Below are 14,483 nucleotides of genomic sequence, written 5' to 3'. Positions count from 1 at the left end.
AAACACGACCGCGACTGATGCGTGATTTTTCGTGCTAAATTTAATTTAAGTGCCATTTTCGGCACAACTATTCAGTTATTTGTTATATAAACAACGCTGTATTCTTTCTTATCAGTAATCGAAAATCTGGCGCAAAACTTTAATTGTTAATTCATATCGTCAACCGTTTAATAGGATGCAACGATGCAATAATGTAAGAATTTGCTTTTAGTACCCACATTATGGGCAACATTTAACCTTTCCAGACAAATAACGTTGAAGACAACAACCTATTTAAATATCAGCCTAACAGCATCCTTGCGTCAGGAAAAGCGAATTTACCTGCTTTAAAGTTACAAGAAATAATCTTCCCGCCAAGAACATTCAATAATACTTAATTATAGTTTAGCAATGCTAAAACAACTTGATGCGGTTATTCTTATTTATCGACAACCTATCCGGAATTATGATCGGATGTGCCTATAAGTATTATTAGGATAGAAGACGCCAGCGGCAATTAAAATATATTTACAACCACTATTAGCTATAAAATCATCGCATTAAATCGTTTCATTTATAAAAATAAACTATTAGGCATTTAAATTTAAAGTTTTATTCCCTGTGGACGATATCCATTTCGCCCAGCGATATCGGGCAATACTAATAGATTAATTCTATATTTCTGGAGAAATGAAATGGCCGTTATTAATACCAACACCTTGTCTTTAATGACCCAAAATAACCTGAGCAAATCTCAGTCTTCTTTAGGTACATCTATTGAGCGTCTGTCATCCGGCCTGCGTATTAATAGCGCAAAAGACGATGCGGCTGGCCAGGCAATTGCTAACCGTTTCACGTCAAATATTAATGGCCTTTCCGTTGCGGTGCGTAACGCAAATGACGGCATTTCACTGGCGCAGACCACCGAAGGCGCACTGAGCGAAGTGAATAATAACCTGCAGCGTATTCGCGACCTGACTGTGCAGGCGCAGAATGGCTCCAACTCCGCATCCGATGTCGACTCCATCCAGGCGGAAGTTAACCAGCGTATGGAAGAGATCAACCGTATTACCACCCAGACCGACTTTAACGGCCTGAAAGTGCTGAATACCGGCTCGGGCGACAGCCAGTATAATTTCCAGGTTGGCGCGAAAGATGGTGAAACCATCAGCATTACCGTGAGCAGCAGCGACGCGTTCAACCTCTACAACACCACCGGTGCAACGGCCGCAACAACAGGCCAGATCGTCAACGGCAGCGCACGTTCTACTGACGCACATGGTTTCGACGTGCTGCAGGGCGTTGTCAGCTCCGGCGGTACCACAGATGGTAATCCGCTGGCCGATCTGGATAAAGCCATCAAAGCCGTGGATACCGAACGCAGCCTGCTCGGTGCTTCACAGAACCGTTTTGAATCAACGATTTCCAACCTGAACAATACGACGAACAACCTGTCGGCAGCGCGCAGCCGTATTCAGGATTCTGACTACGCGACAGAAGTGTCTAACATGTCCCGTTCGCAGATCCTGCAACAAGCTGGCAGCTCTGTACTGGCGCAGGCTAACCAGGTTCCGCAGACCATGCTGTCCCTGCTGCGTTAAGTGGTGTGAAATCCGCTTACCTCCTTCAGAGCGGATTTCTAAGATGTCATTCCTTGACTAACACCCGCTTTGTCATGAGGGCGGGCTTCATTGAGCATAACGAATTTATTTTTCTTTTTTATCCCGCATATGTTGATGGCATTGCGGGATTTTTTTATTGAAAGGAATGCATTTTTTATGCGAGATAAAAAGCCAAAAAAAAGTGAATGCAATAATATTGCATTCACCAAAAGAACAATCAGAGGATATCAATAAGCACAACAACGAGGGTGAAGCACTAACAACATAAATTACAGACCAAGGCTATTCAGCAACTCGTCAATATCCTCTTGCCCGGTCGGTTGCGAAGCTGAATCAGCGCTGGCTTTATTAATGGCCGCGCGCCCTTCTCGCGGTACGTTTTCTAACAACACATTCAGGAACTCTTTCTCAATATTTTCCAGCAACGCCATCATGCGCAAAATAATCCGCGCCGTGGTATCCGGGAAATCCTGCGCCATCATAATTTCCCGCAGCCAGGATTTGGTGACTTCGGTGCTAGTCGGCACAGAACCCAGCCAATCATGCGTGGCGCGGGCAAGCGCCATCGTCTCGTCGATACTTGCGGCTTCATTATGCTGCTGCCATTGCGCAAGTAACTGGTTAGCTTGCTGGCTCAGTTGCTCCTGAAGAGGTTGTGTCAGTTCGATATAGTTCAGCGTCTTGCCGGAGGCCTGCGCCGTAAGATCGACCACATATTGCAACCGGCTGCGCGCATCGGGAATGGAATTAGCCAGTTCAACAATGGTGATATCGTGGCCTAACTCACGCAGGCTACTTCTTAACATGCGGGTGACGTTGCCAATGCGGGAAATCAATTCATAAATATCCGTCGACGCACCCGAAATACCTTGATGATGCATTATTACTTCTCCTTTAACGCATACTCTAAGATATTCAGTTATCGGCAATCGCTGCTGGCACTTAAATAAAAGACGCCACATAGCCAGCCGCTATATAAATAAAAATGGCGGCATTATTTTATTTAAAAACAATTAACAGAAAACACTTATATAAAAACAATATATAGCTTTTGCCTGTAACGGCAGAAAGAAAAAAGTCACGACTAATACGCAGAATAAAGAAAGGGGAATAACCCCTTTCTGCTTCAGGAGGCCGGGCTGACTTTCCACAACGCGCCGTCGGATTCATCGGTCAGCACATAGAGATAACCGTCCGGTCCAACCCGTACATCGCGAATGCGCTGCCCACGATCGCCAAGAATACGGCCATCTTCCGTCACCTTGTCGCCCTGTACGCTCATGACGATGACATCTTCATCTTTCAGCGCGCCGATAAACAGTTTGTTTTTCCACTGCGGGAACACATCGGCATTGTAGAAAGCCATACCGCTGATCGCCGGGGATTTTTTCCAGTAAAAGATCGGTTGCTCGGTGCCGGCGACAATCTCCCCTTTCGCTTCCGGGATCTTCAGCCCGCTATAGTTGATGCCCCAAGTGGCAATTGGCCAGCCGTAATTTTTCCCCTTTTGCGGAATGTTGATCTCATCGCCGCCGCGCGGGCCATGCTCGTTGAGCCACAACGCGTTACTCCACGGGTTCATCGCCATTCCCTGCGGATTGCGAATACCGTAAGACCAGATCTCCGCTCGTGCCCCCGCGTTACCGGCAAACGGGTTATCCTCCGGCACCTTGCCCTGGTCCGTCAGCCGCACCAGTTTGCCCTGCAATTTATCCAGATCCTGCGCCGTCGAACGCTGGTTATTCTCGCCCAGCGCAATCCATAAATAGCCTTTGCCATCAAACACCAGCCGACCGCCAAAATGGTTACCGGTGGAGAGTTTCGGCTGCTGGCGGAACACCGTCTGAAAATCGTCGAGGCGCTTAAAATCCTCGCTAAGACGGCCATACCCCACCGCCGTTCCGGCTTTATCATCCTGCCCCGCTTCGGCGTAGCTCAGCCACACGCGGCGCGACTGGGCAAAATCCGGTGCCAGCGCCACATCCAGCAAGCCCCCCTGACCATGCGCCCAGACTCCGGGAACCCCGGTAATCGGGTCGGAAATCCCCTTATCTTGTTGCCATAAACGCAGTTGCCCGCCGCGCAGGGTAATTAACATGCCCTGATTATCGGGCAGAAAAGCCAGCGCCCAAGGATGATCGAGTTTGGTTTGCAATACATCGACTTTCACCGCAGCAGGCGCGGCGAACACAGAAACTGAGAGAAACAGGAAAAGCAGCGGGATCTGGCGCATACGGCGCTCCTTTATGCAGTTTTTTACTTTGATAAAGGGTAGAACGCGCAGCGCGGGCAAAAAAGATTTTTACACTCCCTATACACAACCGCATGCACATCGCGATTGTTGCAGTTAAACCAGGGAGCAACGCGGAGGAGGTAGACGCAGAAAGGGGGAGTTTCCTCCCCCTGGTATCAGGCTTCTTCGAGCGGTGAATGCTCGTTCAGATACTGAATGCAGTAATTAAGCACATTCAGAGAACGTTCCAGCTTATCGACATTCACCGAAATGTAGGTGGGACAATCCTGTCGCCCGCTCATCAGACAAACAGCTGCTGAGGAGAGCGCTTCCTCGGCGCGGTATATCGCACTACGTGAGTCGCGATCCGGCATTTCGTTTAACCGTTCGCCTTTATCGCGAATCTCCAGCGCCAGGGCAAAGAAGCGTTCACGCAGACGATCATTTTCGCTGACCGACATATACCCTTTCGCTTTTCGCATCTGGATATAGGCCGCAAGGTCACTTCGGGCAGCAATCAACTTCGTCAGCAGACGACGCGCAAGTTCATCAACGGTCATATATCTTCCCCCCTTGTCAGCCAGTGTAGGATCATAGTATGGTCGCTTTTTGAACAAAAGCATGCGTCTGGTCAATATTTAATTTTGTCTGCCGGACCTTTACATTTCACGTAAAGTGAGCAGTTACCGCCATTCACGGTAAGTTGTCATGCTGTGCGCACCCCGCAATTCATAAATTCCCCAAATGAATCAACTCACTCGCTCAATCTTACCCGTCGCCAGCAGAGCCTGAATACATACACCACTTTACTGGAGCGAGGTTCCCACACTTACGTGTGCCATACATTGCGCTTTATCCGGAGTGTTTGGCATCGCTAACGCGATGAGCAACCGCGAAGCGCTGCTGCGAGTTGTAACTCATCTGCCAGTGGTCAGAACGCATTTGTCTGGTGTATTGTTTTTAAACGATTAATTACACGAATGGACACCTGCAACATGCTTAAAATTCTTGGTAAAACGACGTCGATAAATGTGCGCAAAGTGCTCTGGACCTGCGAAGAAGCCGGGCTGGATTATGTGCAGGAAGATTACGGCAGCGGTTTTGCCTCCACGGAAACGGAAGAATTCCGCGCCATGAACCCTAACGCGATGGTGCCGGTCCTGATTGATGACGGCTTTGTACTATGGGAGTCCAACTCGATTTGCCGTTATCTGGTGCGTAAAGCCGGGCGTGAGGATTTGCTCCCCGGTGAGCCGCAAGCCTGTGCCAATGTCGAACACTGGATGGACTGGCAGGCCACCGAGTTCAACAACGCCTGGCGTTATGTTTTCCCGGCGCTGGCGCGCAAAAACCCGGCGTTTAACGACCCGAAAGCCATCGAAGCAGGCATCAAAGAGTGGAATCACTGCATTGGTATTCTGGAACAGCAGTTGCAGCGCACCGGAGCATTTGCCGCAGGCGACACTTTTACGCTGGCGGATGTGGTACTGGGGCTGTCGGTCAACCGCTGGAAAATGACGCCGTTTGACCACCCGCCCGTTCCCGCTATCGACGCGTGGTTTGAACGATTAAACCAGCGCCCGGCATTTTTGCGCCACGGCAATAATGGCATGGTGTAAAGCGGTGCTACCCCAGGCGAAAGTTACCCGTAATTACACTTCGGCGTATCCCGATCCGATTGCAGTCGGCAAAGGCGAGCGCGTGCTGATAAGCCACTGTGATTTGCAGTGGCGTGGCTGGGTGTGGGTGACGTTAGCGTCGGGGAAAAGCGGCTGGGCGCCGCAGCAACTTTTCGCACCACTCAGCGCGTACGAAGGAAGTGCGCTTGACGACTACTGCGCGCATGAACTGACCGTGTATGCGGGAGACTCGCTTACGCTGATTCACGCCCTCAACGGCTGGTATTACGCGCAGAAAGCGGACGGGGAAAAGGGTTGGCTGCCGCAGGAGTGCGTCACGGAATGGGAAAAATAGTGGGAATCAAATGAAGCGAGAACGCTATAACTTATCGATTGCGGTATTTGTTTTGCTGAGAAAAGAGAACCAGATTTGCATGCTTAAGCGCACCGGAACAGGCTGGATGGACGGTTGCTATAGCTTACCCGCCGGCGGGCTGGAACAGCACGAAACGCTGGGGGCAGCAGCGGCGCGGGAAGCCAACGAAGAGACAGGCGTTATTATCGCGCCGGATGATCTTCACCTGGCGCATACGCTGCACGTCTGGACCGAGAATCGCTCGTGGATGGGGCACTTTTTCAGTTGCACACGCTGGCAGGGCGAACCGTTTATCGCCGAGCCGGAGAAACATGGCGATTTATGCTGGCACGCCATTGACGATTTACCTGAAAACACGATTGGCTATGTCAAACAGGCGATTGCGCAGATCACTGGCGGGCAACCCTATTCCGAATACGGTTGGTAAACGCGGCTTTAGCGCCTGATTTTAGCCCGCAGTACGTTGACACTGCGGGCTAAAAGCCAGGCGATCACCAGCACAATTATCACCAGCATAATGGTGCTCGGCGGATCCATTCCCCATTCGTAAGTATCGGTAATCAGCTGATGCCGCCAGAGCAGATCAAATAACCAGCCCGATGACCATTCCCAGAACTGGTTAACCGGCTTGATGACAGCGCTAATAAAAAAGGCGAGCACCACATACAGCAGCCCCGCCAGAATCTTAATGATTGCCGTGCGCATCGTTTTTCCCTTTCCGGTGTTGGTGAACCGGACGGTTTTACCAGCGCGGGAACGGCATAGCAATGGCAACGCGGCGCTAACTGCATCGCCCACTTTTACCGCGATGGTGCAAGCCCGTTACTTTTCAGTCGGGTTGTTCCTGCTCTTGTAGATATCCGGGCGGGCAATCGTCCACGTATAATCGGGCCGGTTGATTGGCACATAACCCGCCTGCGCGTACAGCCAGGGCGCAGTGGAAGTAAAGAGAACAATCCGGCGCAGTTTTTCAAAAACCGGGTGCGCATGGCAGCAGGTGATCAACCATTTCCCCAGTTTTTGCCCCTGGTACGCTTCCAGCACATACACATCACACAGATACGCGAAGGTGGCGTAATCGGTGACTAACCGGGCAAAACCTATCTGCTCATCACCATGAAAAAGGCCGAAATTAAGGCTATTTTGCACAGAGATCGCCACCGTTTCCCGGTCAATCCCCACCGCCCATGTCGATCGCGTCAGATAACGGTGGATAGCAGAAATATCCTGCTTTTCGGCGTCGGTTGTTACCAGGTAATCCTCTTTACGCCATTCCTGAACGTCGAAACTTGCCATAGATCTGCCCTTATCACGTGCGGAAAACGTTCAAATTAGCATGAATTTTGTGCGCCGGTGAGCGCGAGAAAAGACGAAAACCAGGGGCTTTTTTGCCGCGCAAGCGAAGCGCATAGTAATAATTTACATCGTGCAGGGGTAAATCAACGTAGCCTGATGCCGATAACTCAATTGCCCCAACCGTTTCATTTACAAGGAAGATGTCATGAAAACCTATGTGTTCTACTCCAGTGACATTGCCGTGAATGTCTATGAGAAAAAAGCCCTGTCCGCTGAAGAAGTACGCCAGCTTAAAGCTGAAGGCTTTCGCAAAATGCCGTTTGAAACCCAGGCAGAGGACGAAGCGCAGGCCATTGATATCATGCTGGCGCATTTCAAAGAGAACCTGGAAGCGCTTGAAGAGTTCACCAAAGACTGGTGCATTCCCGCTACTATTTTCGCCGCGATTTATGCGTTGAGCTAAGCCGCAGAAGGCCGCATTCGCGGCCTCTTTTACTGTGCTTCGGTAAGTGTCTCGCCGGAAACATCTAACAGCGCCAGGTGCATCGAGGCGTCAAACATCGCGCCATGCGTGAGACCTGGGTAAAGCCGGTAAGTCGCCGGTATCCCTCTGCTACGCAGGTGTGAAACCGTCTGGCTTAGTGCGTTTAACACGTCTGACGTGGCGTTTTCGTCCCGCGCATTTCTGTCGCCATCGCCTTCCATAAACCACAGTGATTTCTGGCTGCCCTGCGCTTCATTGACCTGCTCAAGTGCGTTGAGCAGCGCAGCGTTATGACGATCCAACGAAGGCACGGCCGAGTAAAATGTGTGAAAAAAGTCGGACGATAAAAAGCTCTCCAGCACGAACAATCCCCCGTAAGAGTGACCCCACAGCGCCCGCTTTTGCGGGTCGATAGCGAGATCTTTTTCAGCCTGTGGCGCAATGGTGCGCTCCAGTAACGCACGGAAAACCGCGCTACCACCACCGGCTCTGCCGCGCAAATTTTGCGGGCTACTTTGCGTTGGGGGCGTGTAATCATACGCTCTGGCGGTTAAATCAAACGGCAGATCGGTCTGATAGCCAATCGCCACCAGCACGGGCGGATCGCGCAGCGACAGTTTTTGCAACAGGTCATCGGATAAGCGGTCCATTACCGCGTTGCCGTCCAGCAGATAGAGCACCGGGTAACCACTGGCGGGCGGTTTTTTATTCGGGATGGCAGTCCACACTTTGTAGTGACGCTTGCCGTCGGCGGAATCAAAGGTGTTGACAGTGAAATGGTAAAACGCAGAGCCTTTGTCGGCGATGTTCGGCCCCAACGGCGTCATATCCGGGCGGGCATAACCGTTAGCCGCGTATAGCAATAGCAGGAAAACCGCCAACTGGCGCATCACTGCGCTAAAAGTAGGAGAAGCGCCTGCGTTAAACGAACTTAACCGCAAAAATGTAGAGCCATTTTTAAATGAACACGTGAGCATTATCCTTCCCTGGTACAAGAAACTAACAGCAACAAAGTTAATGCGAATCATTATTGATTGCAACCAAAATGGCCGTTGCTGCGGTCTCGCCTGATAACGGCAACAGGCTTCTTACCTGGAAATAAAAATCATACTTTCGTATGAGAAAACTTTGCGCCGCTGCGTCTGATAATTCAGCAATACCTCCATATTCTGGATCGTTACCATGCGAGCGATACCCTCGTTTCATCTGCTCATTTGCATTTCATCAAAACAACTCCTCAGTAAAGAGATGTGCAAATTAGACTCAGAAAAATTACTGACTACTTACGCTGTACCGAAATCAAAACTGCCCTTTTAATAGGTAACCCCGATGTCTGGAAAAAGAACGTTCTTATTCATCAGTACCCTCCTGGCAGGATGTACCAGCGAGCATGCAAGTAATGTCAGTTATAACCCGCAGGCAATAAAAGAAGGTGGGATTGAAGAAATGCGCGCCTTTATATCCCCAGCGCCCTGTCCGGCTGAGGGAAATGTGAATTTTACCTCGGCGCTATTATTTGCGGTGGCTACGCCGATCCTCAGTGAAACCCTTAAATATGGGTTTTCGCTAATATCAAAAGTTGGCAGTAATATGGCGAAACCCTATCCGTTAAATGTCTATATTTATCCGAATGAAACCACGCTCATTTCTAACGCGCAATGTTTAACGCTGGTTTATGGTCAATTCGGCGGCGCAGGGAAAAATAACCTAACAACACCCGGATTACCCTATCAATATTACAACACCCCACTTTTGGCCGGACAATTAACCAGCGACCTCGGCTTTGCCATGCAAATTAAAATACAGCGTAGCGAAGATCGATTATCGTTTGTTCCGTATTCTCTTTTTTACCCCAAACAACTGCGGCCATACGGCATTAATAATCATCACGGGTTAACCGTGGCAATAGATTTCGGCGGTAATGATGTCACGATGGAATTCGATAAAGTAGAGGTTGGCCGCTATTACAATCAAACAGCGGTGATTACGCACGGCAAAACCATTGAGCTGGCAAAAGTAACGCCATATACCCTAAAAATTACGGTAACGGAGGGGCCAGACAATGAAACGCTCGCCGGGCTGCTGCAAGCGGCGTCATCAAGTGATGTCGTGGCGGCGCAGCAGCAGATCCTCAAAAGCTATATCGATAAAAAGATCGCCGAAAAAACGGGAAAATAAAGTCCAGGCATAGCGGATAAAAGCCTGCCTTCTCGGGACATACAAGGCGCTATTAGCGACTAACCGCTAATAGCGCAACGGACTTAACGCTGCGCTATTTCCCCGCTGCGGGTAAATTGCTGTTCCAGCATTGAGCTTCCCCACTGTTCGCCCTGCCACTCCTTGTTCAGCGTGAAGCCGAAAGATTCATAAAGTGTACGTGCGGCGTTCAGCCCGCTGAATGTCCAGAGCTGCACGGCGGAAAACTGTTGTTCATCGCAAAACTGCATCGCTTTGGCTAGCAACTGCCGCCCAATGCCGGTGCCACGGCATTCATCGTCAAGGATGAACCAGCGCAGATGCGCCTCGTTATTGCCTAAATCTTCCCCATCAATGGCAACCGAACCGACGATTTTACCCTGATGTACCGCGAGCCAGATATTATTGCGCGCACTCTCCAGACGCCCGGCGAATTCGGCCAGGCCCGCAGCCACTTTGCTTTCAAAAAAATAGCCGAAACCATAATGTTGCGAATAGTAGCTGGCGTGCATTTCGCTGATTCGGCCAATCATTCCCGGCAGATAACCGGTGACGATTTCTGGCTTCTCACGGGCAGGACGTGGCGCACCCTGGCGGCAAGCTTCAAGCGCTGTGGCATAGGCCGACAAGCCGCGAGCCACCGCCTCCTGTTCGGCAGAAGTCAGATGTTGCAGCGCCTCGCGCACCCGCATTGCGCCGTAGCTGTTAATGCGCGCGACGCTCGCTTTACCCTGCGCAGTCAACTGCAACGTTTTATAGCGCGCATCCTCAGCCGAGGGAACGTCCTGCAATTCACCGGCGGCGATAAGCCGGCTCAGCATACGGCTGACGCTTGATTTCTCCAGCCCCAGCATCTGCACCAGTTGCGCAGCCGTCATCGCCCCCTGCTTTTCCACTTCCAGCAAAGTATGCACTGCGGAAGGGGAATAATCCGTCGCTGCAAGCGTGCTGTTCATAAAGCCCAGCTCACGCACCATCCGCCTTGATGCGCTACGAATATTGTTGATCAGTTGGTCAGCAGCCACGTTGTTATCTCAGAGAGGAGTAGATAGTTGTACAATACAACCATCAGCACGCCAGGCTGTCAACATAGCTTTTATAGGGTCAAAAGCGCTATGAGCGGACGCGTGACACTACGTGTTACTACACGGTTGCGAGGAGGCTAATCCCGACGCCTGATTTTGCAGGTGCAGGGCACACATAAAGCGTAACACTACAAGCAACAAGGGATTACAGCTAACTTAATGAATAGATTGATATTACTGAAAGCGTGCTCGCAAATCCCGACGCGGTAACACAGGATCCGTTGATGGGGTTTCAGCCCGCGTAGCCGCATCAGCTACACCTTTCCCGCCCATAAGCCGAATGTTGCTGTTCAGAATTCCCCGCGCTCCCGCTTAATTACCCTATAAATCCAGGCAAGAGCCCTGTACAATCCCTGCCCTAAGATCCTATAACTGATTACTTTTTGAACTATGAGCAATGTGAACCTGCAGCCGAAAATCGGCTTTGTCTCGCTGGGCTGCCCGAAAAACCTGGTGGATTCCGAACGTATTCTCACCGAGCTGCGCACCGAAGGCTATGACGTGGTGCCAAGCTATGACAACGCCGACATGGTTATCGTCAACACCTGCGGCTTTATCGACAGCGCGGTGCAAGAGTCGCTGGAAGCCATCGGCGAAGCGCTGAATGAAAACGGCAAGGTGATTGTGACCGGCTGCCTGGGCGCAAAAGAGGATCAGATCCGCGAAGTGCACCCGAAAGTGCTGGAGATAACCGGGCCGCACAGCTATGAGCAGGTGCTGGAACATGTTCACCACTATGTGCCGAAACCAAAGCACAATCCGTTCCTGAGCCTGGTGCCGGAACAGGGCGTCAAACTGACGCCGCGTCACTACGCTTACCTGAAAATTTCCGAAGGCTGTAACCACCGCTGCACGTTCTGCATTATCCCGTCGATGCGCGGCGATCTGGTGAGCCGCCCGATTGGCGACGTGTTATCCGAAGCCAAACGTCTGGTCGATGCGGGCGTGAAAGAGCTGCTGGTGATCTCGCAGGATACTTCTGCTTATGGCGTGGATGTAAAGCACCGCATGGGCTTTCACAACGGCGAACCGGTGAAAACCAGCATGGTTGGCCTGTGCGAGCAACTGGCGAAACTCGGTGTCTGGACGCGTCTGCACTACGTTTACCCGTATCCGCACGTTGATGATGTCATTCCGCTGATGGCGGAAGGCAAAATCCTGCCGTATCTGGATATCCCGCTGCAACACGCCAGCCCGCGCATTCTCAAGCTGATGAAGCGCCCCGGCGCGGTCGACAGGCAACTGGCGCGCATTAAGCAGTGGCGTGAAATCTGCCCGCAACTGACCCTGCGTTCCACCTTTATCGTCGGTTTCCCTGGCGAAACGGAAGAAGATTTCCAGATGTTGCTCGATTTCCTCAAAGAAGCGCGCCTGGATCGCGTCGGCTGCTTTAAATACAGCCCGGTAGAAGGCGCAACCGCCAACGAACTGGCGGATCAGGTGCCGGAAGAGGTGAAAGAGGAGCGCTGGAACCGCTTTATGCAGTTGCAACAACAGATCTCCGCCGAGCGCTTGCAGGAAAAAATCAGTCGCGAAATTCTGGTGATCATCGATGAAGTGGACGAAGAAGGCGCGATTGGCCGCAGCATGGCAGACGCCCCGGAAATCGACGGCGCGGTGTACCTGAATGGCGAAACCGGCGTTAAACCGGGCGACATTATCCGCGTGAAAGTGGAAAACGCCGACGAATACGATCTGTGGGGTTCCCGCGTTTAAACCTTTCCTCCCTCTCCTCATGCAGGAGAGGGAATTTCTTACCCCTTAATCTTCGGATCCAGCGCGTCGCGCAGGCCATCACCCAGCAGGTTAAACGCCAACACCGTCAGAAAAATCGCCAGCGAAGGGAACAGCGCCACATGCGGCGCAATCACCATATCCGCACGCGCTTCATTGAGCATCGCTCCCCACTCCGGCGTTGGCGGCTGTGCGCCCATACCGAGAAACGAGAGGCTGGCGGCTGAGATAATCGACGTGCCAATGCGCATGGTGAAATAGACCACAATCGATGACACCGTACCCGGCAGAATATGGTGAAACAGGATCACCGCATCGCTGGCCCCGATGCTGCGCGCGGATTCGATAAAGGTTTGTTGCTTGAGCACCAGCGTGTTGCCGCGCACCAGGCGGGCAAACGCCGGCACAGAGAACACCGCCACGGCGATGATCACGTTTGCCATGCCGCTGCCCATCACCGCCACCACCGCAATCGCCAGCAGAATGCCGGGGAACGCAAACAGCACATCACAGATGCGCATAATCAGGCGATCCCACCAGCCTTCGTAGTAACCCGCCAGCAACCCCAGCACCGTGCCGATAGTCGCGCCAATGAGCACCGCAAAGAGACCCGCCGCGAGCGAAATCTGCGCGCCGACCAGCACACGGCTTAAGATGTCGCGTCCCAGCGAATCAACGCCGAACCAGTGCACCAGCGACGGCCCTTCATTAAGCCGGTCGTAGTCAAAATAGTTTTCCGCATCGAACGGGGCTACCCATGGGGCGATAATCGCCAGCAGGATCAGCAGCAGCACAAAAATCCCGGCGGCCATCGCCAGCGGTTGGCGGCAAAAACGCCGCCAGAATTCATGCCACGGCGTGCGCACATGCCCCGGTTTGACTACGGGCATGGCGTTTAAAACCGCCTGTCGACGCCAGTTTAATAATCGCATCCTTACTTGTACCTGATCGCGGGATTAAGGGCGGCGTAGAGCACATCCACCACTAAGTTGATAAGAATAAACTCCAGCGAGAAGAGCAGCACCTCAGCCTGAATCACCGGGTAATCGCGCATCTCCACCGAGTCCACCAGCAAACGACCCAACCCAGGCCAGTTGAAGACTTTCTCCACCACAATGGAGCCGCCGAGCAAAAAGCCAAATTGCAGCCCCATCATGGTGACCACCGGGATCAGCGCGTTGCGCAGACCATGTTTGAGAATGACCCACCGCTCGCTCACGCCTTTGGCGCGCGCGGTGCGCATGTAGTCCTCGTTGAGCACTTCCACGAATGAGGCGCGGGTAAAACGCGCCATCACCGCCGCCACTGCCGCACCGAGCGTTAACGACGGCAAAATATAGTGTAGCCAGCTGTCAGCACCGACCGTCGGCAGCCAGCCGAGTTCAACCGAGAAGATCTGCATCAGCAACATGCCGAGCGCAAACGCCGGAAATGACATGCCCGTTACCGCCAGCGCCATCCCCAGATGATCCGGCCAGCGGTTGCGCCACACGGCGGCGGCAATCCCCGCGCCAAGGCCAAACAGCATCGCCCAGCACATGCTGGTAATGGTCAGCAGCAGCGTTGGCATAAAGCGGCTGGCGATTTCATCCACCACCGGGCGGCGCGAAGCCATCGATATACCAAAATCGCCCTGCAGCACGTTGCCAATGTAGTGCCAGAACTGCCGCCACAGAGGCTGATCCAGCCCAAGCTGGCGGCGCACCAGCTCGATGACCTGCGCGTCGGCTTCCGGTCCGGCAATCAACCGCGCCGGATCGCCCGGCAGCAAGTGGACAAACAGAAACACCAGCACCGCCACAATCAGTAGCGTCGGGATCAGGCCCAGCAAGCGTTTAATAATATAATTTTGCATTGTG

The 14,483-nt window shown here is 52.2% G+C and carries 17 protein-coding genes; 7 read left to right on the top strand and 10 right to left on the bottom strand.

The window, feature by feature from the left end:
• Nucleotides 1–674: 674 nt before the first annotated feature.
• Nucleotides 675–1,580, top strand: coding sequence for a flagellin (locus ACFX4U_RS06295; protein WP_017456069.1), 906 nt, complete (start codon nucleotides 675–677; stop codon nucleotides 1,578–1,580).
• 290 nt (nucleotides 1,581–1,870) lie between these two features.
• Here the strand turns inward: ACFX4U_RS06295 and ACFX4U_RS06290 are convergent, their stop codons facing one another.
• From ACFX4U_RS06290 to ACFX4U_RS06280, 3 genes are all read right to left on the bottom strand, one after another.
• Nucleotides 1,871–2,482 carry a protein phosphatase CheZ gene (locus ACFX4U_RS06290; RefSeq protein ID WP_313508192.1) on the bottom strand — a complete coding sequence of 204 codons (612 nt, stop codon included), beginning with the start codon at nucleotides 2,480–2,482 and terminating at the stop codon, nucleotides 1,871–1,873.
• A 245-nt stretch (nucleotides 2,483–2,727) separates the two neighbouring features.
• A complete protein-coding gene (locus ACFX4U_RS06285) occupies nucleotides 2,728–3,834 on the bottom strand; it encodes a PQQ-dependent sugar dehydrogenase (RefSeq protein ID WP_305736637.1) in 1,107 nt (368 codons plus the stop codon).
• Between the two features lie 176 nt (nucleotides 3,835–4,010).
• A complete protein-coding gene (locus tag ACFX4U_RS06280) occupies nucleotides 4,011–4,394 on the bottom strand; it encodes a biofilm formation regulator BssR (protein WP_017456065.1) in 384 nt (127 codons plus the stop codon).
• A gap of 435 nt (nucleotides 4,395–4,829) precedes the next feature.
• Here ACFX4U_RS06280 and ACFX4U_RS06275 point away from each other — a divergent pair, with 435 nt between their 5' ends.
• Genes ACFX4U_RS06275 through ACFX4U_RS06265 form a run of 3 tightly spaced genes read left to right on the top strand, consistent with a single transcriptional unit; the run spans nucleotide 4,830 to nucleotide 6,256 of the window.
• Nucleotides 4,830–5,453: a glutathione S-transferase family protein gene (locus ACFX4U_RS06275; protein WP_305736638.1), complete on the top strand. Its 624-nt coding sequence runs from the start codon at nucleotides 4,830–4,832 to the stop codon at nucleotides 5,451–5,453.
• Nucleotides 5,440–5,808 (top strand): SH3 domain-containing protein, encoded by a 369-nt coding sequence (locus ACFX4U_RS06270; RefSeq protein ID WP_313508191.1) that lies wholly within the window; start codon nucleotides 5,440–5,442, stop codon nucleotides 5,806–5,808. The genes ACFX4U_RS06275 and ACFX4U_RS06270 overlap by 14 nt, the downstream gene beginning before the upstream one ends.
• Nucleotides 5,809–5,818: 10 nt before the next feature.
• A complete protein-coding gene (locus ACFX4U_RS06265; RefSeq protein WP_305736640.1) occupies nucleotides 5,819–6,256 on the top strand; it encodes an NUDIX domain-containing protein in 438 nt (145 codons plus the stop codon).
• Between the two features lie 8 nt (nucleotides 6,257–6,264).
• Here ACFX4U_RS06265 and ACFX4U_RS06260 read toward each other — a convergent pair whose 3' ends face one another.
• Together ACFX4U_RS06260 and ACFX4U_RS06255 are read right to left on the bottom strand one after the other, a co-directional pair.
• A complete protein-coding gene (locus ACFX4U_RS06260; protein WP_313508190.1) occupies nucleotides 6,265–6,534 on the bottom strand; it encodes a hypothetical protein in 270 nt (89 codons plus the stop codon).
• Between the two features lie 117 nt (nucleotides 6,535–6,651).
• The gene (locus tag ACFX4U_RS06255) at nucleotides 6,652–7,125 is read right to left on the bottom strand and encodes a GNAT family N-acetyltransferase (RefSeq protein ID WP_313508189.1); all 474 of its coding nucleotides are present in this window, start codon (nucleotides 7,123–7,125) and stop codon (nucleotides 6,652–6,654) included.
• A 205-nt stretch (nucleotides 7,126–7,330) separates the two neighbouring features.
• On the opposite strand from ACFX4U_RS06255, the gene ACFX4U_RS06250 reads away from it, so the two are divergent.
• Complete coding sequence (locus ACFX4U_RS06250) at nucleotides 7,331–7,588, top strand: hypothetical protein (protein WP_017456059.1); 258 nt, start codon at nucleotides 7,331–7,333, stop codon at nucleotides 7,586–7,588.
• 29 nt (nucleotides 7,589–7,617) lie between these two features.
• Here the strand turns inward: ACFX4U_RS06250 and ACFX4U_RS06245 are convergent, their stop codons facing one another.
• Both ACFX4U_RS06245 and ACFX4U_RS06240 read right to left on the bottom strand, forming a co-directional pair.
• Nucleotides 7,618–8,586, bottom strand: a complete 969-nt coding sequence (locus tag ACFX4U_RS06245) for an alpha/beta hydrolase-fold protein (RefSeq protein WP_313508188.1) — start codon at nucleotides 8,584–8,586, stop codon at nucleotides 7,618–7,620.
• A 37-nt stretch (nucleotides 8,587–8,623) separates the two neighbouring features.
• On the bottom strand, nucleotides 8,624–8,815 hold the full coding sequence (locus tag ACFX4U_RS06240) for a hypothetical protein (RefSeq protein ID WP_313508187.1): 192 nt from the start codon (nucleotides 8,813–8,815) through the stop codon (nucleotides 8,624–8,626).
• A 123-nt stretch (nucleotides 8,816–8,938) separates the two neighbouring features.
• On the opposite strand from ACFX4U_RS06240, the gene ACFX4U_RS06235 reads away from it, so the two are divergent.
• Nucleotides 8,939–9,787, top strand: coding sequence for a hypothetical protein (locus tag ACFX4U_RS06235; RefSeq protein WP_313508186.1), 849 nt, complete (start codon nucleotides 8,939–8,941; stop codon nucleotides 9,785–9,787).
• An 83-nt stretch (nucleotides 9,788–9,870) separates the two neighbouring features.
• On the opposite strand, the gene ACFX4U_RS06230 is transcribed toward ACFX4U_RS06235, so the two are convergent.
• The gene (locus ACFX4U_RS06230) at nucleotides 9,871–10,782 is read right to left on the bottom strand and encodes a helix-turn-helix domain-containing GNAT family N-acetyltransferase (RefSeq protein WP_313508234.1); all 912 of its coding nucleotides are present in this window, start codon (nucleotides 10,780–10,782) and stop codon (nucleotides 9,871–9,873) included.
• 498 nt (nucleotides 10,783–11,280) lie between these two features.
• Between ACFX4U_RS06230 and rimO the strand changes: the two genes are divergently transcribed.
• Nucleotides 11,281–12,606, top strand: a complete 1,326-nt coding sequence (rimO, locus tag ACFX4U_RS06225) for a 30S ribosomal protein S12 methylthiotransferase RimO (RefSeq protein WP_313508185.1) — start codon at nucleotides 11,281–11,283, stop codon at nucleotides 12,604–12,606.
• Nucleotides 12,607–12,644: 38 nt separating this feature from the next.
• Here rimO and gsiD read toward each other — a convergent pair whose 3' ends face one another.
• Together gsiD and gsiC are read right to left on the bottom strand one after the other, a co-directional pair.
• Nucleotides 12,645–13,556: a glutathione ABC transporter permease GsiD gene (gsiD, locus tag ACFX4U_RS06220; protein WP_313508184.1), complete on the bottom strand. Its 912-nt coding sequence runs from the start codon at nucleotides 13,554–13,556 to the stop codon at nucleotides 12,645–12,647.
• A 2-nt stretch (nucleotides 13,557–13,558) separates the two neighbouring features.
• Nucleotides 13,559–14,479, bottom strand: coding sequence for a glutathione ABC transporter permease GsiC (gsiC, locus tag ACFX4U_RS06215; protein WP_313508183.1), 921 nt, complete (start codon nucleotides 14,477–14,479; stop codon nucleotides 13,559–13,561).
• Nucleotides 14,480–14,483 lie beyond the last annotated feature (4 nt).

It is taken from the genome of Kosakonia sp. YIM B13588 (assembly GCF_042788165.1).
Taxonomy (GTDB): Bacteria; Pseudomonadota; Gammaproteobacteria; order Enterobacterales; family Enterobacteriaceae; genus Kosakonia; species Kosakonia sacchari.
The sequence above is the reverse complement of the archived record's forward strand: the minus strand, read 5'-3'. Positions and strand labels throughout refer to the sequence as shown.